Below are 17,068 nucleotides of genomic sequence, written 5' to 3'. Positions count from 1 at the left end.
CTCGCTTACCCTTCGACGCCGGCCGCCACCGGTCGGCTGGTCTGCCGTACGACCAGCCTGGGAGCGATGGCGATGCGCTGCGCGGGCCGGGGGTCGCCGGCCTTGAGCTGGCCGAGCAGGCGCACGGCCTCGGCCGCCATCTCCTCCACCGGCTGGCGCACGGTGCTGAGCGGTGGGTCGCACATGGTCGCGTGCCCCACGTCATCGAACCCCACCACGGCCACGTCCTCGGGGACCCGCGCGCCGCCGAACCGCAGCGACCGCACCAGGCCCACGGCGATCTCGTCGTTCGCGCAGACGACGGCGTCCGGCAGCCGACCTGCGTCGAGCAGCCCGCGCCCGGCCTCGATGCCCCATTCGAGGGTGAACTCGCCCAGCAGCGGCGGCAGAACCTCGACACCGGCCCGCGCGGCAGCGCGTTCGAACCCGCTGAGCCGCAAGCGGGCGGAGGAGCTCACCAGCCGGCTACCGGCGAAGACCACCGAGCGGGCCCCGCCCGCGATCACGTGATCGACCGCGAGGGCCAGCCCGGCCTCGTCGTCCACGCCCACCCAGTCGGCCCCGCCGCCCTCGATGTAGCGGTCGAGCTGCACCAGCGGCACCCGGCGGGCCGCGTCGAGCACCGCGGGGACGCTGGCCTCGATGTCGCACGGGCTGATGATCAGTCCGTCCACGCGCCGGGCCAGCAGGGTCTCCAGCCTGCGCGCCTCGACCTGCGGGCTGTACTGGGACGCGCACAGCAGCAGGTCGGTGCCGGAGTTCTGCAGCTCGCGCTCCACAGCCTCGACGATCGTCGTGAAGAACGGGTTGCCGATGCCCGGCACGACCATACCGATGGTGCCGGTGGTCTGGTCGCGCAGCGCCTTGGCGACCGCGTTCGGCTGGTAGCCGAGTTCGGCGGCGGCGCGCGCCACCCGCTCGGCGATCTCGGGCGTGACCTTGCGCCGCCCGGAGAGGGCACGGGAGGCCGAGGCCACGGAGACGCCGGCCGCTCGTGCCACGTCGTGAATCGTCACGCCCATCGTGTAATCGATTTCCCTTGATCTTTGCCAACGATCGACCTTTTGTCGTCCCGGGCTGCTGGGATCACAAGGAACGATAGAGGTTTAGTGAGGAAACTGCACCTTGACGGTGCTTTTTTGGTCCCACTAGCATGCCCGAAACTCGGGTAATCGATTACCCAGTCGATGGCCCATCCCTGCCCGGCCCCCCGAAAGGCTCATCTCTCATGGCGCGATCCACGAGGCTCATCCGCCTGACAGCGGCGACGACGATCCTGGCCACCGGCCTGCTGGCGGCGGCCTGTGGCGGTTCAGACGACTCCGGCTCTTCCGGGGGCTCCGGCGGAGACCGGCCGCGGGTCGGGCTCGTCCAGATCAACCAGCAGGCGATCTTCTTCAACGAGATGAATGCCGGCGCCCAGCAGGCGGCGAAGGAGGCGAACGTCGACCTCACGATCTTCAACGCCAACGACGACCCGGCCAAGCAGAACGAGGCCGTCGACAACTTCGTCCAGCAGCAGTTCGACGCGGTCATCGTGGTCGCCATCGACGTCGAGGGCATCAAGCCCGCCGTAAAGATCGCCAAGGACGCCGGACTGAAGGTCGTCGCGGTGGACGCGATCGTCGACTCGCCCGCCGTCGACACCCAGGTGGGCGTGGACAACGCGGCGGCGGCCCAGCAGGCGGGCGACTTCGTCAACAAGTGGGCCCAGGCGCAGGGCCTGACCGCGCCGAAGATCGGCGTCGTGGGCGCACTGAACTCCTTCATCCAGAACATCCGCAAGGACGACTTCAACAAGACCGTCGAGGGCGCCGGCGCCAAGATCGTGCAGACGGTCGACGGGCAGAACAAGCAGGAGGCCGCGATGACGGCCGCGGAGAACCTGCTCACCTCCCGGTCCGACATGAACATCGTGTACGCCACCGGCGAGCCGGCCCTGCTCGGCACGGTCGCCGCGGTGAAGTCGCAGAACGCGGGCGACCGGGTCAAGGTCTTCGGCTGGGACCTGACCAAGGAGGCCATCAACGGCATCGACGAGGGGTTCGTCGCCGGTGTGGTCCAGCAGGATCCGAAGACCGAGGGCTACGAGGCCGTCAAGGAGGCCAAGGCCCTGATCGGCGGAGCCCAGGCGAAGAAGAAGATCGACGTGCCCGTGACGATCGTGACCAAGGACAACGTCGACCCGTACCGCGCCACCTTCAAGTGAGCGGCGAAGGGACTCACATGACGGACCAAGAGGCGGTTCGCGTTGATCGAGTGGTCATGCGCGACATCCGCAAGCGCTACGGAATGGTGGACGCGCTGCGCGGCCCGACGCTGCGCGTCGGCCCGGGAGAGGTGGTGGGGCTCGTCGGCGACAACGCGGCCGGCAAGTCCACCCTCATGAAGGTGCTGGCCGGCGCCGTCGTGCCGGACTCCGGCGAGATCGTCTTCGACGGCCGGCCGGTCGCCTTCGCCAGCCCGAAGGACGCCCGCGAGCTGGGCATCGAGATGGTCTACCAGGACCTCGCGCTCTGCGACGACATCGACGTCGCCGGGAACCTGTTCCTCGGCAGGGAGCCGCGCAAGGCCGGCGGGATGATGCTCGACCTGAGCAAGATGCACGCGGACGCCCGGCGCCACCTGGACGCACTCAACATCCGGATCCCGCTGACGGACATCCCCGTCGGAGGGCTGTCCGGCGGCCAGCGGCAGGCGGTCGCCATCGCCCGGGCGGTGACGTTCGGGCCCAAGCTGCTCATCCTCGACGAGCCGACGGCGGCGCTCGCCGTCGCCGAGGTCGAAACCGTCCTCGAACTGATCAAGACCGTCTCGGCCCAGGACGTCTCGGTCATCCTCATCACGCACCGTCTGCAGGACCTCTTCCGGGTCTGCGACCGGCTGTGCGTCATGTATGAGGGCACGGTCAGGGCCGACTTGGACGCCCGGAACACGAGTCTCGAACGGCTCGTGTCCGAGATCGTCGCCCACGACGAGGGAGAGAAGGAGGGGGAGCGACGGTGACCGCCACCAGGACCGGGAGCAGCCAGCGGGTCGTCACCACCAGGTCGGCCCGGGCCAACGCCCACATCGGCAGGCACGCGCAGACGATCGCGATCGCGGTCGTGCTGGTGGTCCTACTGATCTTCTTCGCGTTCTCCGCCGACCGGTTCGCCACGACGGGCAACATACTCAACCTGTTGCGGCAGATCGCCCCCACGCTGGTCGTCGCGACGGCGATGACATTCGTGATCAGCACCTCGGGCATCGATCTGTCGGTCGGCTCCACGGTGGCGCTGTCCGGGTCGCTGCTCGCGATCGTGCTGCAGCACGGGTGGAACCCCACCCTCGCCCTGGTCGCGATCCTCGCGCTCGGCGCGCTGATCGGGTTCGTGAACGGGTGGTTCTCCTCCTACCAGAACATCCCGCCGTTCATCGTCACGCTCGCGATGCTGTCGATCATGCGGGGCACGGCCCTGCGCGCCACCGAGGGCTACTCGACCCCTATCGACGGCGAGCTCTGGATCGTCCAGATCGGCCAGGGCCGCATCGCCGGGGTCCCTGTCCCGGCCATCCTCGCCGTGATCATCGCGCTCGTCGGCTGGCTCGTCCTCACCAGGACGCCGTTCGGCCGTTACGTCATCGGCCTCGGTTCCAACGGCGAGTCGCTGCGCCGCGCCGGCGTGAACACGCGGAAGGTCGGGCTGACCGTCTACGTGCTCACCGGCCTGGCGGCGGCGGTCGCGGGCGTGCTGATCGCCACCCGCCTCAGCTCCGGCTCGTCCAACGCCGGCTCCGGCTTCGAACTGGAGGTCATCACGGCCGTCGTGCTCGGCGGCACCAGTCTCTTCGGCGGCCGGGCGAGCATGCTCGGCACGATCCTCGGCGCGCTCACGCTCGGCGTGATCGCCAACGGCCTGGTGCTGCTGCACGTCTCGCCGTTCTACGTGCAGATCGTCCAGGGCGGCATCCTGCTGCTGGCCATCTTCGCCAACAGCAAGGTGTGGGCGAAGTTCGGAGCGATCCGGAAATGACGTCCGCAACCCCACCTGCGGCCGTGACGACGGCGCTTGTGAACACCGTGCTCGGCCCGGTGTCCCCCGACGACCTCGGGATCACGCTCTGCCACGAGCACCTGCGCAACGACGGCGCCCGCGCCTGGCACCCCGCGCCCGAGGGCGACGCCGAGGGCGAGCTGATCGCCCGCGACCGCCTGCGGATGGAGTTCCTCGGCAGGCTCCGCAACGATCCGTACCTCTCGCGCGACAACGTGTCGCTGGACGACACCTCGGCCGCGATCGAGGAGGTGCGCCGCTTCGCCGAGCGCGGCGGGCGCACGGTGCTGGAGGTGACCCCCGAGGGGATCGGGCGGGCACCCGGCGAGCTGGTCGCGATCGCCCGTGCCACCGGGCTGAACATCGTCATGGGATGCGGCTTCTACCTGGAAAAGACCCATCCCGCCCGGGTCCGCTCGATGACGGCGGCGGACGTCGCCGACGAGATCGAGCGCGACCTGACCGAAGGCGTCGGCGGGGGCGTGGACGGCGTCCGCGCGGGAGTGATCGGCGAGATCGGCGTCTCGCCGGACTTCACCGCCGAGGAGGAGAAGGTGCTGCGCGGCGCGGCCAGAGCGCAGGCCCGCACCGGGGTGCCGCTCTCGGTCCACCTCCCCGGCTGGGTGCGGCACGGCCACCGCGTGCTCGACGTCGTCGCAGAGGAGGGCGGCCTGCTCGCCGGTACCGTGCTCTCGCACCTGAACCCCAGCGGGGCGGACCGCGACTACCAGGTGTCCCTCGCACTGCGCGGCGCCTACCTCGGCTACGACATGTGCGGCATGGACTACCTCTATCCGGGCGAGGGCCAGTCCCCGTGCGACGAGGAGAACGCCGCCGCGGTGGCCTGGCTGGTCCGCGCCGGGCTCGGGGACCATGTCCTGCTCTCGCAGGACGTCTTCCTGAAGACCATGCTCGTCCGCTACGGCGGCACCGGCTACGCCCACATCCTCACCCACTTCGTGCCGCGTCTGCACCGGCACGGGCTGACCGCCGACGACACCACCCGGCTGCTCGCGGCCAACCCGCGAGAGCTCTTCCTCGCCGCCGCGCGCGGCCACTGATCACACACACGAACAGAAGGAGACGATTTCCATGACCCGCGTGCTGGTCGCCGGCGAATCGTGGGTGAGCCAGTCGACCCACTTCAAGGGCTTCGACTCGTTCACCACGACGACCTACCACACCGGAATCGATCCGCTGCGGGACGTCCTGGTCGCCGACGGCATCGAGGTCGACCACCTGCCCGCGCACGACGTGCCCGCGCTGTTCCCCGGCACGCCCGAGGCGCTGGCCGCCTACGACGTGATCGTGCTCTCCGACATCGGGGCCAACAGCATCCTGCTGCACCCCGCCACCTGGCTGGCCAGCGAGAAGACCGTCAACCGGATCGACCTGCTGGCCGACTGGGTGGAGCAGGGCGGTGGCCTCGCCATGGCCGGCGGCTACCTGAGCTTCCAGGGCTTCGAGGCGAAGGCCGCCTTCGCCGGCACGGCGGTCGAGCGGGTGCTGCCCGCCCGGATCTCCCGCTACGACGACCGCGTCGAGGCCCCGCAGGGCGTGCCCGGCCTGCTCGCCGGCGACGCGCACCCCATCGTGGCCGGGCTTCCCGCCCAGTGGCCCGACCTGCTCGGTTACAACCGCTTCGCGCTGCCCGAGGACGCCACGCTGCTCGCGACCGTCGGCGGCGACCCCCTGCTCGCCGTGCGGCAGGCCGGGGCGGGCCGTACGCTCGCCTGGGCCTCCGATATCGCGCCGCACTGGTGCCCCGACGAGTTCGTCTCCTGGGACGGCTACCGCACCCTGTTCACGCGGGCGGTCCGCTGGCTCGCGAAGGAGCTCTGACATGCCGATCCCGGTGATCCTCGACTGCGACCCCGGGCACGACGACGCCATGGCCATCCTGCTCGCGGTGGCCCACCCGGCGATCGACCTGCGCGCGATCGCGACGGTCGCGGGCAACCAGACGGTGGAGAAGACCGCGCTCAACGCGCGGCGGATGCTGAGCCTGGCCGGCGTCACCGATGTGCCGGTCGCCGCAGGCTGCGACCGCCCGCTCGCGGCGCCACTGGAGATCGGCGACTACGTGCACGGGGAGAGCGGCCTGGACGGCCCGGCGTTCGGGGAGCCGAGCGTCCCGCTCGACCCCCGCCACGGCGTGGACCTCATCCACGACACGCTGGCGGACGCCGCCGAGCCGGTGACCGTGGTGGCCATCGGCCCCCTGACGAACATCGCCACACTGCTGCGCCGTCACCCGGAGGACCGCGAGCGGGTCAGGGAAATCGTGATCATGGGTGGCTCCACGGATCGCGGCAACCACACGCCGTACGCGGAGTTCAACGTCTACGCCGACCCGGAGGCGGCGGCGGAGGTGCTCGGCAGCGGCGTGCCGACCACGTGGGTCGGGCTCAACGTCAGCCACCAGGCGCTGGTGACCGCCGACGTGCTCGCCAGGATCCAGGAGCTCGGCACCCCGCTCGCGCGCGTCTGCGTGGAACTGCTCACCTTCTTCGGCTCCACCTATCACGAGACCTGGGGGTTCCCCGCGCCGCCGCTGCACGACCCGATCACGGTGGCGTACCTGATCGATCCCACGGTCATGACGTACGAGCGGGTGGGCCTGCGCATCGAGCTGGACGGCCGGCACACCCGGGGAGCGACCGTGGCCGACCTGCACCGCCGGATGGACTGGGGGCCCAACGCGAACGTCGGGATCGGGCTGGACCGCGACCGGTTCTGGGATCTCATGATCGGCGCGATCGAGACGCTCGGCCGGGTCTCCTGACATCCCTGAAGCAGCCCGAAACAGGAGGAACGCCATGGAACCGAAAGGTGTCGTCGTCGTCGGGAGCATCTCCGCGGATGTCACCGCCTTCACCCGCCGCCTCCCGCGCCGGGGAGAGACCGTTCTCGGCGACGACGTCACCGTGGTCCTGGGCGGGAAGGGCGCGAACCAGGCGGTCGCCGCCGCCCGCGCGGGAGCGCCCACCTGGCTGGTGGGCTGCGTCGGCACCGATCCGTTCGGCGAGATCGTCTCGTCGGCGCTGCGCTCCCACGGCGTGGCGCTGACGGAGGTCCGCTCCGTCGGCAACCGCACGGGCGTCGCGCACATCAGGGTGGACGCGTCGGGCGAGAACGACATCGTGATGACTCCTCTCGCCAACGAGGACCTCAGCGCCGAGATGGTGGACGAGAGCATCCGGGCCGTGCGCGGCAAAGCGAGCGTGCTTCTCCTCCAGCTCGAGATCCCCGCCGAGGTCGCCTGTCACGCGGCCGAGGCGGGTGCGCGGGCCGGTCTGACCGTGGTGCTCGACCCCGCGCCCGCGCAGCCGCTGCCCGACCGCGTCTGGCCGCACGTCGCCGTCGTCACCCCCAACGAGAGCGAGGCCGCCGCGCTTACCGGAGTGGAGATCACCGACGTCGCGTCCGCCGAGCGGGCCGGGGCCTGGTTCCTCGACCGCGGTGTGCGGCACGCCCTCATCACGCTCGGGTCGGCCGGCGCGCTGTCGGTCACCCCCGGGCGCACCCGGCACTTTCCGGCCTACCCCGTCACGCCCGTGGACACCACCGCCGCGGGCGACGCCTTCACCGGCTCCCTGGGCGCGGCCCTCGCGGCGGGCCTCGACACCGCCGCGGCGATCCGCCGGGGGATGGCCGCCGGAGCCCTGGCGACCACCCTGCCCGGCGCCAGCCCCTCGCTGCCCGACCGGAAGGCGGTGGACGAACTGCTCGGCGTCATGGCTGAGGAAGCCGCTCGCTGAGGCGCCCGGTCCCGAGAGCCGGCGGCACGTGCCCGCTGTCGGTGGAGGCCGCTACCGTGTCGCCACGTGTCGTGGAGATCGCGTTGGTGGTGGGCCGCCGCTCTGGCGGCGGCGCTGGCCGGGGCCGCGTACGTCCTCTCCTTGCAGGAGGGGGCCCTCTTCCAGGGAATCGACGCCGCCTACGCCTTCTGCCCGGGCTGGGAAGCCCAAGGGCCGCTACCGGATCCGGGTGCACTACCGCAGGCCCGATTACGAAGCCTGGACACCTCAGCACATCCTCGTGATGGTCTATCCCGGCAGAGCCCGGCCGTCGGTCGAATACCGTCCCCGCCCTGTCGTCCATGCCCGGGGCCGGGCGCGGGCCGGTGTTCCGTGAGCGCGGGGCGGCCGACGTCGGCGGCGGAGAAGGGGCCGCGCGAGGGCGCGCAAAAGAACTCGCGCGAGAGCGCGCAGAAGCAGGCGTGCAAGAAGCGCGTGAAGCAGGCGTACAAGAGCGCGTGAAGCACGGGTGCAAGAGCCGGCAAAGCCGCCCTCGGACCGCACCCGGCGGGCGTTAGCGTCTCGCCGACCCGTCGCGCCGCGCCGCTCCCGCGCGCGTACGCGGCCGGTCGTCGTGACCGTACGGGGGCCGGCCGGGCCGCAGCCCGCCGCGACGAAGGGGCAGGCGTGGGACGAGCGCGTGGAACCGGTGCCGTGACCGTGGTGCTGATGATGCTCGGAGGGTTCGCCCTGGCCGGTTGCGCGGCGCGGCCGTCCGCGCCGCGTGCCGAACCACCGGCGGCCGCGCCGTCGCGGGTCACGCATACCCCGTCGGCGTCCGCTCCGCCGTCGCCGGACGCGGCCGCGTCGCTCCAGGCGCGGAGCCGGGGTCGGGTCGACGTCTACGCGGCGGACCGGCCGGGGATGCTCAGCCCCGTCGTCAAGGGCTTCCGCTCCCTCGTGTACGTGCCCAACAGCGAGAGCGGCACGGTCGACGTCATCGACCCGGAGACCTACCGGATCGTGCGGCACTTCACAGTCGGGGCGCTGCCGCAGCACGTCGTGCCGTCCTGGGACCTCAAGACGCTGTGGGTGAACAACAACCGGGGCAACTCCCTGACCCCCATCGACCCCCGCACCGGCAGGCCAGGCCGCCCGGTGCCCGTGGAGGATCCCTACAACCTGTACTTCTCGCCGGACGGCACGTACGCGCTGGTCATGGCGGAGCGCAACAACCAGCTCGACCTGCGCGACCCGCACAGCATGAAGCTGCTGCGCTCGCTGTCGCTGCCCTGCCGGGGCATCAACCACGGCGACTTCACCGCCGACGGCTCGGTGTTCCTCGCGAGCTGCGAGTTCAGCGGCGGCCTGGTCGTGCTCGACTGGCGCACGCCGAGCGTGATCCGGCACATCCACCTGGGCCACATGAGCATGCCCCAGGACGTGAAGCTGTCGCCCGACGGCACCGTCTTCTACGTCGCCGACATGGAACGGCACGGGGTGTGGCTGGTGGACGCGGCGACGTACAAGGTCATGCGGTTCCTGCCGACCGGCCGGGGCGCGCACGGCCTGTACGTGAGCCGGGACTCGCGCCGTCTCTACGTGTCCAACCGGGGCGAGGGGTCGGTGTCGGTCGTGTCGTTCCGGAAGCGGAAGGTGGTGGACGTCTGGCGGATCCCCGGCGGCGGCTCGCCCGACATGGGCGGCGTGTCGGCCGACGGCACCAAGCTGTGGCTCAGCGGCCGCTACCACGGCGTCGTCTACGTCTTCGACACCCGGGACGGCAGGGTCGTCCGGACCATCCCGGTCGGCGCCGGGCCGCACGGGCTGTGCGTGTATCCGCAGCCGGGCCGCTACTCCCTCGGCCATACCGGTATCTTCCGGTGACCCGCTGATCTCCTTCGCAGGACGCTCCATCGGATGCCGAACCGAGACGGGAACGGTCCATCGGCGTCAAGGGTGGTCCATATGATCGATATCGATCATGTCCCCCCAACTCAGGAGCATCCCTGTGCGTACCCGATCTCTGCTGGCGGCCGCAGCGGTGGCCGCCGGCGTGGTCGCCGTCTCCCAGCCCGCCTACGCGGCGGGCCCGGCCGTACGGATCACCAAGATCTACTACGACTCGCCCGGCTCGCCGGACTCCGGCGCGAACAGCAGCCTGAACGGCGAGTACGTGCAGATCAAGAACACGACGAAGAAGGCCGTCGGCCTCAAGGGCTGGACCGTCCGCGACGACACCAAGCGCTCGGACCACATCTACACGTTCGGCCCGTTCACTCTCGGAGCCGGGAAGACGGTCACCCTGCGGACCGGCCGGGGGAAGGACACCTCCACCACCCTCTACTGGGGCAGGAGCGGGGGAACGCTCGCCTATATCTGGAACCAGGCCAAGGACAAGGCGTACCTGCGGAAGGCCTCCGGCGCACTGGTCGACTCCTGCGCGTACAACTCGTCGCGGCAGGACTACAAGATCTGCTGACCGCGACCGGAGCTGTGACCGGAGCCGTGACCGGCCCCCGGCGGGATAACGCCGGGGGCCGCTTTGTCCTCTCTCGCGCCGTATGAAACATTCAGCGGTCATAGCGGGATTTTGACCGGGTTCGTCGCTCTCTCTGTCCTGGTCGGGGCGGAACGGCGTTCCCAAGGTCCCCGGGAGCGCGGCGTTTAACGCCCGACCGGATCGAGCCCCGCGATCGCCGCGCTGGATCGGCCCGTCCATGTCGAAATACCCTCCGGGCACTCGGCACTCCTGCAACGGATGAGGTGCGAATTGATCCCACGCTCGCGAGGACGTCGGTTGACGACGTCGATCGCCATGGCCGCCGCGGCGACGGCCGCTGCGCTCGTGCCGCTCAGCCCCGCGCACGCGGCGTACGGCGCGGACCAGCCGGTCTACCTGCAGTTGGTGAGCAACGACGGCTACGCGACGCAGTTGGCCCTCCTGGACGGCACGGTGGCGTTCGACGACGGGAACACGAAGTACCGCTACTCGCTGCGGCTGTGCTGGCAGCACGCCTACCCGCAGCCCTACTTCACGATCAACGTCAACGGCACGAGCACGGCCTCGCCGACCCAGACCGGCCCGACGTCGATGTCCGGGTGCCAGCAGGCGTACCTGTACAGCGGCGAGGTGAACTTCGGCAGCACCGTCCGCAACGTCCGGTTCGACGTGACCGGAGGATGGTTCGGCAGCAACGGCCAGTACCAGATGCGGACCAAGAGCACCTACACCTACGACAACCCCTACAACTGAGCCGCTTCGGTGCGGCGCTCCGCCCGATGAGGCGGGCTGAGGCTCGCCCTGTCGGGGGTGCGGACGGCTGAACGGCGAGGTCTCCGGCAGGCGGTTCACGAAGGACCGTCTGCCGGAGGCGGGCAGGCCGTTCACCAAGGACGACCTGCCGGAGGCGGAGCGGGCGACGGGGGAGTCTCGCCCTCGGCCCGGCTGAACCGCGAGCGCCTCGCCGGGGACGATAGCCTCGCGGGGTGAGCCGCACCTCTCGTCACCGCCGTGCGCCGCGCGCCGGCGAGCCCTGTCCCTGTGGCCTGCCGGCCGTCTACGGCGACTGCTGCGGCCGGTTCCACGCGGGACGGTCCGCGCCGACGGCCGAGGCGCTGATGCGCTCGCGCTTCTCCGCGTTCGCGATCGAGGACGAGGCGTACCTGCTGCGGACCTGGCATCCCTCCACCCGTCCGGCGCGGGTCGATTTCGACCCGGGCATGCGGTGGACCGGGCTGGAGATCGAGGCGTTCACGGGCGGGAGCCCGATCCACGCCGACGGCACCGTCACCTTCCGCGCCCGCTACGCCTATGGGGGACAGCCCGGCGAGATGCGGGAGCAGAGTCGCTTCGTCCGCCATGAAGGCGCCTGGGTCTATCTCGACGCCGTTGGAGAATGAGCCTCGCGAAGGCCGGGCCGAGGTCCGAATACGGCAAATTCCTATATTTCCGGGCTTATGTGAAGAGGGGTATTTGAGGGCCTGGGCGTGTGATGTCCGCTCGGACGGCATAGCGACAAAAAATGCGTCATCATCCATGCCGCGCTTGGCATCGGCGGGGCCGAGGCCATGACGCGGGGTATGAGGTCGACGTTGCTTATGTCCGCGACGAAAGCCCATTGCCGCATGGCCTTGGTAGGTAGGTGCGTTCCACGATGTCTCGCCGCTGCACGTCCCGCTCCCGACCATCTCGGGCTCTGACGGCCCGTCGCCTGACGCTGGCCACTCTCGTGGCCGCGATGGCGTGGAGCGTCGCGGTCCAGGGGGCGAGCGCGTTCGCACAGTCCTCGCGCCGCACTCCCATGAGGCCAACCGGTCACGGGGACGGCGGGGGCCAGGTGGCGGCGGGCGGGACGGCCACGGCGCGGCAGCTCAAGTCGGGCAACGGCAAGTTCAACCAGAATCTCAACGGCGTGTTCGCCCCGACCTTCATGATCGGCCAGCAGCAGACCGGCATCACGAACGGCGGGCGCATCAGCACCCAGGGCGCCTTCTGCGGTCCCGGCCCGAGGAAGTGCAAGATCTGGCAGAACATGCCCATCAATTCCAATGGCTGGTGATCGCGTTCGGATACGCGTCGGTCGTCGATTCCCCGAATACGGGGGCAGCGCTGACTGATATGGCAATGATGCCGTAAGCCGCCGCGCGGGCCGGGCGCGGGAATCCACCGCGTCACTAGCCTGACAACGCCCGGGTGAAAAGGGGGCCGCCCGGAGCGTTGCGGCGGTGACTGGCGGGAGCGCGCGATGAAGTGTCAGCGGTACGGCGGGACGGCCATGAGGAAGATCGGTCGTGGTCTCCTCGCCTGTGCGTCGGTCGTGGCGGCGCTCACCGCCGCGGGCCCTGCCGCCGAGGCCACGCGCACCCCCGGACGGGAGACGCCAGGCCACCAGGAGTCCGGGCTCCGGCCCACGCGGACCGAGAGGGACACCGAGGGGGACGCGGCCCCGCCCGCGCTCACCGCCTCGAGTTCGACGACCAACCGCGGTACGCAGCAGATCACGATCAACCTCGCGAACGGCGGGACCGGCATCCAGAACGCGATGTGCAGGGGCAACCGGGCGTGCGACATCGCGCAGGCGCTCGGCACGCCCTACGCGGGGGCCTCACCCGCGCCGCCCCCGGCCCCGGCCTCGCAGGCGCCGCCCACGACGAGAGCGGCGACACGTGAGGCGGCGAGCCGTGGACGTACGGCGACCCGTGCGGCAGCGGCGAGCCGGGGAGGTGCGGCGACCCGTGCGGGAGCGGCGTCCCGGCATGCGGCGGCCACCGCGGACCGGCGGAGGATCAGCCCGCAGGCGGCACTGAGCCGGGGGCGCGCAGGATCGGAGGACCAGGGCGAGCGGGGGCGCCGGTAGACGGGGACTCCGCCGCAGACGACTCCGTTGGTAACCTCAAGACGAGGACGGGGTCACGGCCCTGTCCTCCTGTCCACGGCCCGCCAACGAGGAACCCCTCCGAGTCGTCAGGATCTGCGCACCATGTCGAAAGCCGGTCGGTCCCAAGAGGAGATGCGCCGGCGCAACCTGGGCGATCTGCTGCGGCACGTGCACCTGGGCGGGGCCCTCTCCCGTTCCGAACTGGCCGACCGGATGGGCCTGAACCGCAGCACGATCATGGCGCTGACCGCCGAACTGTCCGCGGCCGGCCTGGTCGGCGAGGAACTTCCCGGAGACACCGGCAGGGCGGGCCGGCCGTCGCTGGTGGTCCGCCCGGAGCGCGACCGGGCGCACGTGCTGGCCTTCGACGTCCGGGTCGACCGCCTGGTCGCGGCCCGCGTGGGACTGGGCGGCGAGATCCTCGACCGCCGGGAGGCCGTCAGGCACCGCGCGGGCGCGGACCTGGAGGACGTCGTCGGCGTGCTCGCGGGCTTCGGCCGCGAGCTGCGGCGGGGCGCCCGGCCGGGCTCGGTGTGCGTCGGAGTCGGCGCGGCCTACTGTGGCATGATCCGGCCCGACGACGGGACGGTGCGATACGGGCCGTACGTCGGGTGGGTGGACCAGGCGTTCGGCGTCGAGCTCGGCTCCCGGCTGAACCTGCCGGTGCTCGTCGGCAACGAGGCCCACCTGGGCGCGCTGGCCGAGCGCGACCGCGGCGTCGGCCGCGGCTTCGACAACCTGATCTACCTGCACGGCGACGTCGGCGTGGGCGGCGGCATCATCGTCGGCGGCAGGCTGCTCGGCGGCGACGGCGGCTACGGGTGCGAGCTCGGGCACATGATGGTGAACCCGTACGACGGGCGGCCCTGCATGTGCGGCTCGCGCGGCTGCCTGGAGGCGGAGGTCGGCGAGCACGCCCTGATCGAGGCCGCGGGCCGTTCGGGCGAGCTGAGTGGCCGCGAGGGCGTGCGCGCCGTGGTGGAGGCCGCCGGACGGGGGGACGCCGCGGCCGAGGAGGCGCTGCACCGGATCGGCGACTGGCTGGGCATCGGCGTGGCCAACCTGATCAACCTCTTCAACCCCGGCATAGTGATCTTCGGGGGGATGCTGCGGGACGTGTACCCGGGCTCGGCGGCACAGGTCGGCCGCAGGGTGGAGGCGAACGCCATGGTCATCTCCCGCGAGCAGGTGCGGCTGCGGGTGTCGGCGCTCGGCGACGACGTCACGCTGGTCGGTGCGGCGGAGCTGGCCTTCTCCAGGCTCCTGGCCAGCCCACTTGAGGTGCTCGCGGAGATGCGGCGCCGTACGGCGCACCGCTCGGCGCCCCGGAAGCGCGCGCTGGCGCTCTGATCGCGCGGCGCCGCACGGGGTTCACGCCGCGGTCGTTGCGCTCACGAACGGAAGTCGACGCAGGTCAGGCACCGGGTACGAGGCCGACCCCGCCGATGATGTCGCCTCCCGGCTTGCCGTTCCACGCGGGCTCCACGGTCTCGGGCCGCCACAGGTGGAGCGGCACGACGCCGGGCTCCAGCATGTGGAGGCCGTCGAGGAAGCCGCGGACCTGGGCCGCGGTGCGCGGCACGATGCCGCCCGCGGTGGTCCCGGTGTAGACGTCCCGGCCCCGCCTGACCGCGTCCTCGTCCAGGTCGCCCCGGGTGATGTGGGAGACCACGAGATGGCTGCCCGGGGCGAGCGGCTCGCGGAACGCGCCGACGAGCCGCGCCGCCTCCGCGTCGTCGGTCACGAAGTGGAGGACGGCCAGCATGATCAAGGCAACCGGCCGGGTGAAGTCGAGGTGGGTCAGGACGCCGGGGTGGCCGAGGACCGACTCCGGGTTCCGCATGTCCCCGTGGATCACGATCGACCGGGGGTTGTCGGCGAGCAGGGCGCGTGCGTGGGCGAGCACGATCGGGTCGTTGTCGACGTAGACGACCCGGGACTCCGGCGCCTCGGCCTGCGCCACCTGGTGGACGTTCTCCTGCGTCGGCAGCCCGGTGCCGATGTCGAGGAACTGCCGGATGCCCGAGCGCGCCAGGTGCCGTACGGCCCGTATGAGGAAGGCGCGGTTGGCCCGGGCGACATCGCGGGCGTTGGGCAGGATGGAGATGATCTTCTCGGCGGCCTGGTGGTCGGCCGCGAAGTTGTCCTTGCCGCCCAGGTAGTAGTCGTACATCCGGGCGACGCTCGGCGTGCCGGGGTCCACCACCCACGCGGGGGCCTGCTCCTCGTGCACGCTGTGCCCTCCACTGCTCGGTCGCTGCGCGGCTTGGAACGACGTCCATCCTAGAGACACGAGTGCCGTTTTTGACCATCCGATCCGACAATCAGCAATGTCGGATGTCCCCACGCGCGCCCGCGGCGGACACCTGGTCGGCGGCGGGGGTTCAGCCGGCGGCGAGGGCGCCCATGATGCGGTCCTCGCTGACCTCGGGCCCGGACAGCTCGCCCACGACCGCGCCGTCACGCAGGACCACCACGCTGTCGCAGTTCTCCACCAGCTCCGACACGTCAGAAGAGATCAGCAGGATCGCCAGCCCGTCCACCGCCAGGTCGTCGAGGAGCGACCGCATGGCCAGTTTGGTCGCGATGTCGACACCCCGGCTGGGCTCGTCGAGCAGCAGCACCTTCGGGTGCATCGCGAGCCAGCGGGCCAGCAGCACCTTCTGCTGGTTGCCCCCGGACAGCTCCCCGGCCGCCTGCCGGGGCGAGACGGCCTGGATGCCCAGCCGCCGCATGAACGTGGCGACGATCCGGTCCAGGTGCGCGTCGGAGACGATCCCCGCCCGCGACAGGCGGGGGAGCGCGGCCAGCGCGATGTTGTCGCGGACCGACAGGGCCGGCACGATGCCCTCGACCCGGCGGTTCTCCGGCACGAGCCCGACGCCGGCGCGGATCGCGTTCCTGATCGACCATTTCCCCGCGGGCGCGCCCGCGATCGTCACCTGGCCGGCGTCCACCCGCAGCGCGCCTGCGATCGCCTTCGCGGTCTCGCTGCGCCCCGCGCCCCGCAGGCCGCCGAGGCCGACCACCTCCCCCGTACGCAGGGCCAGGGAGACGTCGCGGAGCACGTGGCGGCGGGTCAGCCCCCGGGCTTGGAGCAGGGGCTCGTCCGCGGGCGGGCCTGCGGGCTCGCCGGCGGCGGTGTCCACCCCCTCGGCGTGGAAGGGCCGGCCGAGCAGGAGCGAGACCAGCCTGCGGCGGTCGAGGCCGGCGAGCGGTCCGGTGTGCACCACCCGCCCCTCACGCAGCACGGTCACCCGGTCGCAGATCTCGTAGAGCTCGTCCAGCCGGTGGGTGACGTACAGCACCGCCCGGCCCTCGTCGCGGAGCCGGGAGATCGCGCCGAACAGGACGTCCAGCTCGTCACGCTCCAAAGCGGAGGCGGGCTCGTCCATCACGACCAGCCGCGCGTCCGCGGACGCGGCCCGGGCGAGGGCCACGAGCTGACGCGCGCCGTCGCCGAGCGAGCCGAGCGGCCGGCGCGGGTCGGCGCGCAGGCCGTAGGAGGACAGCAGCTCGGCGGCCCGCGCGTGCATGGCCGCGAAGTCGATCAGGCCGAAGCGCCCGCGCGGCTCCCGGCCGAGGAACAGGTTGGCGGCGATGCTCATCGTGGGGACGAGCCCGGCGTCCTGGTGGATCGTGGCGATCCCGAGCCGGGCCGCCTCGGCGGGGGAGGAGAGGGCGATCTCCTCTCCGAGGAGGCGCAGCCGGCCGGCGTCCGGCCTGCACACCCCGGAAAGCACCTTGACCAGAGTGGACTTGCCCGCGCCGTTGCCGCCGACGAGCGCGTGGACCTCCCCGGCCCGCAGGGCCAGGGTGACGTGGTCGAGCGCGGGCGCGCCTTGAAAGCTCTTGCAAATACCTGCGGCCTGCAGCACGGTTGCCTCCGCCTCGAATGGTGAGCCTGGTA

17 protein-coding genes are annotated in these 17,068 nt (G+C 71.4%); 14 read left to right on the top strand and 3 right to left on the bottom strand.

The features are described from left to right. Positions 1-5 precede the first annotated feature (5 nt). Positions 6-1,022: a LacI family DNA-binding transcriptional regulator gene (locus ACIBK1_RS08170; protein WP_030505062.1), complete on the bottom strand. Its 1,017-nt coding sequence runs from the start codon at positions 1,020-1,022 to the stop codon at positions 6-8. Positions 1,023-1,228: 206 nt separating this feature from the next. Between ACIBK1_RS08170 and ACIBK1_RS08165 the strand changes: the two genes are divergently transcribed. The 14 genes from ACIBK1_RS08165 to ACIBK1_RS08100 all read left to right on the top strand — a co-directional run bounded on the left by ACIBK1_RS08165 (position 1,229) and on the right by ACIBK1_RS08100 (position 14,508). After that, the gene (locus ACIBK1_RS08165) at positions 1,229-2,209 is read left to right on the top strand and encodes a substrate-binding domain-containing protein (RefSeq protein ID WP_387075237.1); all 981 of its coding nucleotides are present in this window, start codon (positions 1,229-1,231) and stop codon (positions 2,207-2,209) included. Positions 2,210-2,226: 17 nt separating this feature from the next. Beyond that, positions 2,227-3,006: an ATP-binding cassette domain-containing protein gene (locus ACIBK1_RS08160; RefSeq protein WP_396733382.1), complete on the top strand. Its 780-nt coding sequence runs from the start codon at positions 2,227-2,229 to the stop codon at positions 3,004-3,006. Then, positions 3,003-4,016 carry an ABC transporter permease gene (locus ACIBK1_RS08155; RefSeq protein ID WP_357319673.1) on the top strand — a complete coding sequence of 338 codons (1,014 nt, stop codon included), beginning with the start codon at positions 3,003-3,005 and terminating at the stop codon, positions 4,014-4,016. Before ACIBK1_RS08160 ends, ACIBK1_RS08155 begins: the two co-directional genes overlap by 4 nt. A 23-nt stretch (positions 4,017-4,039) precedes the next feature. Beyond that, positions 4,040-5,098 (top strand): phosphotriesterase, encoded by a 1,059-nt coding sequence (locus ACIBK1_RS08150; protein ID WP_396733379.1) that lies wholly within the window; start codon positions 4,040-4,042, stop codon positions 5,096-5,098. A gap of 31 nt (positions 5,099-5,129) precedes the next feature. Then, positions 5,130-5,879, top strand: coding sequence for a glutamine amidotransferase (locus ACIBK1_RS08145; protein ID WP_030505057.1), 750 nt, complete (start codon positions 5,130-5,132; stop codon positions 5,877-5,879). A gap of 1 nt (position 5,880) precedes the next feature. Beyond that, positions 5,881-6,822 carry a nucleoside hydrolase gene (locus ACIBK1_RS08140; RefSeq protein ID WP_396733376.1) on the top strand — a complete coding sequence of 314 codons (942 nt, stop codon included), beginning with the start codon at positions 5,881-5,883 and terminating at the stop codon, positions 6,820-6,822. A 34-nt stretch (positions 6,823-6,856) separates the two neighbouring features. Continuing rightward, the gene (locus ACIBK1_RS08135) at positions 6,857-7,798 is read left to right on the top strand and encodes a ribokinase (RefSeq protein WP_396733373.1); all 942 of its coding nucleotides are present in this window, start codon (positions 6,857-6,859) and stop codon (positions 7,796-7,798) included. A 666-nt stretch (positions 7,799-8,464) separates the two neighbouring features. Further along, positions 8,465-9,664: a YVTN family beta-propeller repeat protein gene (locus ACIBK1_RS08130; protein WP_231513668.1), complete on the top strand. Its 1,200-nt coding sequence runs from the start codon at positions 8,465-8,467 to the stop codon at positions 9,662-9,664. Between the two features lie 124 nt (positions 9,665-9,788). Beyond that, positions 9,789-10,259, top strand: coding sequence for a lamin tail domain-containing protein (locus ACIBK1_RS08125; protein WP_396733370.1), 471 nt, complete (start codon positions 9,789-9,791; stop codon positions 10,257-10,259). Between the two features lie 318 nt (positions 10,260-10,577). Next, on the top strand, positions 10,578-11,033 hold the full coding sequence (locus ACIBK1_RS08120; RefSeq protein WP_030505052.1) for a hypothetical protein: 456 nt from the start codon (positions 10,578-10,580) through the stop codon (positions 11,031-11,033). Positions 11,034-11,266: 233 nt separating this feature from the next. Beyond that, complete coding sequence (locus ACIBK1_RS08115; RefSeq protein ID WP_030505051.1) at positions 11,267-11,680, top strand: YchJ family protein; 414 nt, start codon at positions 11,267-11,269, stop codon at positions 11,678-11,680. A gap of 338 nt (positions 11,681-12,018) precedes the next feature. After that, positions 12,019-12,339 (top strand): hypothetical protein, encoded by a 321-nt coding sequence (locus ACIBK1_RS08110; RefSeq protein ID WP_156080677.1) that lies wholly within the window; start codon positions 12,019-12,021, stop codon positions 12,337-12,339. 186 nt (positions 12,340-12,525) lie between these two features. Beyond that, complete coding sequence (locus ACIBK1_RS08105; RefSeq protein WP_396733365.1) at positions 12,526-13,137, top strand: hypothetical protein; 612 nt, start codon at positions 12,526-12,528, stop codon at positions 13,135-13,137. A gap of 123 nt (positions 13,138-13,260) precedes the next feature. After that, entirely contained in the window at positions 13,261-14,508 is a 1,248-nt protein-coding gene (locus ACIBK1_RS08100) for an ROK family transcriptional regulator (protein ID WP_051761081.1), read from the top strand. 64 nt (positions 14,509-14,572) lie between these two features. On the opposite strand, the gene ACIBK1_RS08095 is transcribed toward ACIBK1_RS08100, so the two are convergent. Both ACIBK1_RS08095 and ACIBK1_RS08090 read right to left on the bottom strand, forming a co-directional pair. Beyond that, a complete protein-coding gene (locus tag ACIBK1_RS08095; RefSeq protein ID WP_396733362.1) occupies positions 14,573-15,391 on the bottom strand; it encodes an SAM-dependent methyltransferase in 819 nt (272 codons plus the stop codon). Between the two features lie 151 nt (positions 15,392-15,542). Then, complete coding sequence (locus ACIBK1_RS08090) at positions 15,543-17,036, bottom strand: sugar ABC transporter ATP-binding protein (RefSeq protein WP_396733359.1); 1,494 nt, start codon at positions 17,034-17,036, stop codon at positions 15,543-15,545. Positions 17,037-17,068: the final 32 nt, after the last annotated feature.

The organism is Microbispora rosea, from assembly GCF_044460045.1.
Taxonomy (GTDB): domain Bacteria; phylum Actinomycetota; class Actinomycetes; order Streptosporangiales; family Streptosporangiaceae; genus Microbispora; species Microbispora rosea.
The sequence above is the reverse complement of the archived record's forward strand: the minus strand, read 5'-3'. Positions and strand labels throughout refer to the sequence as shown.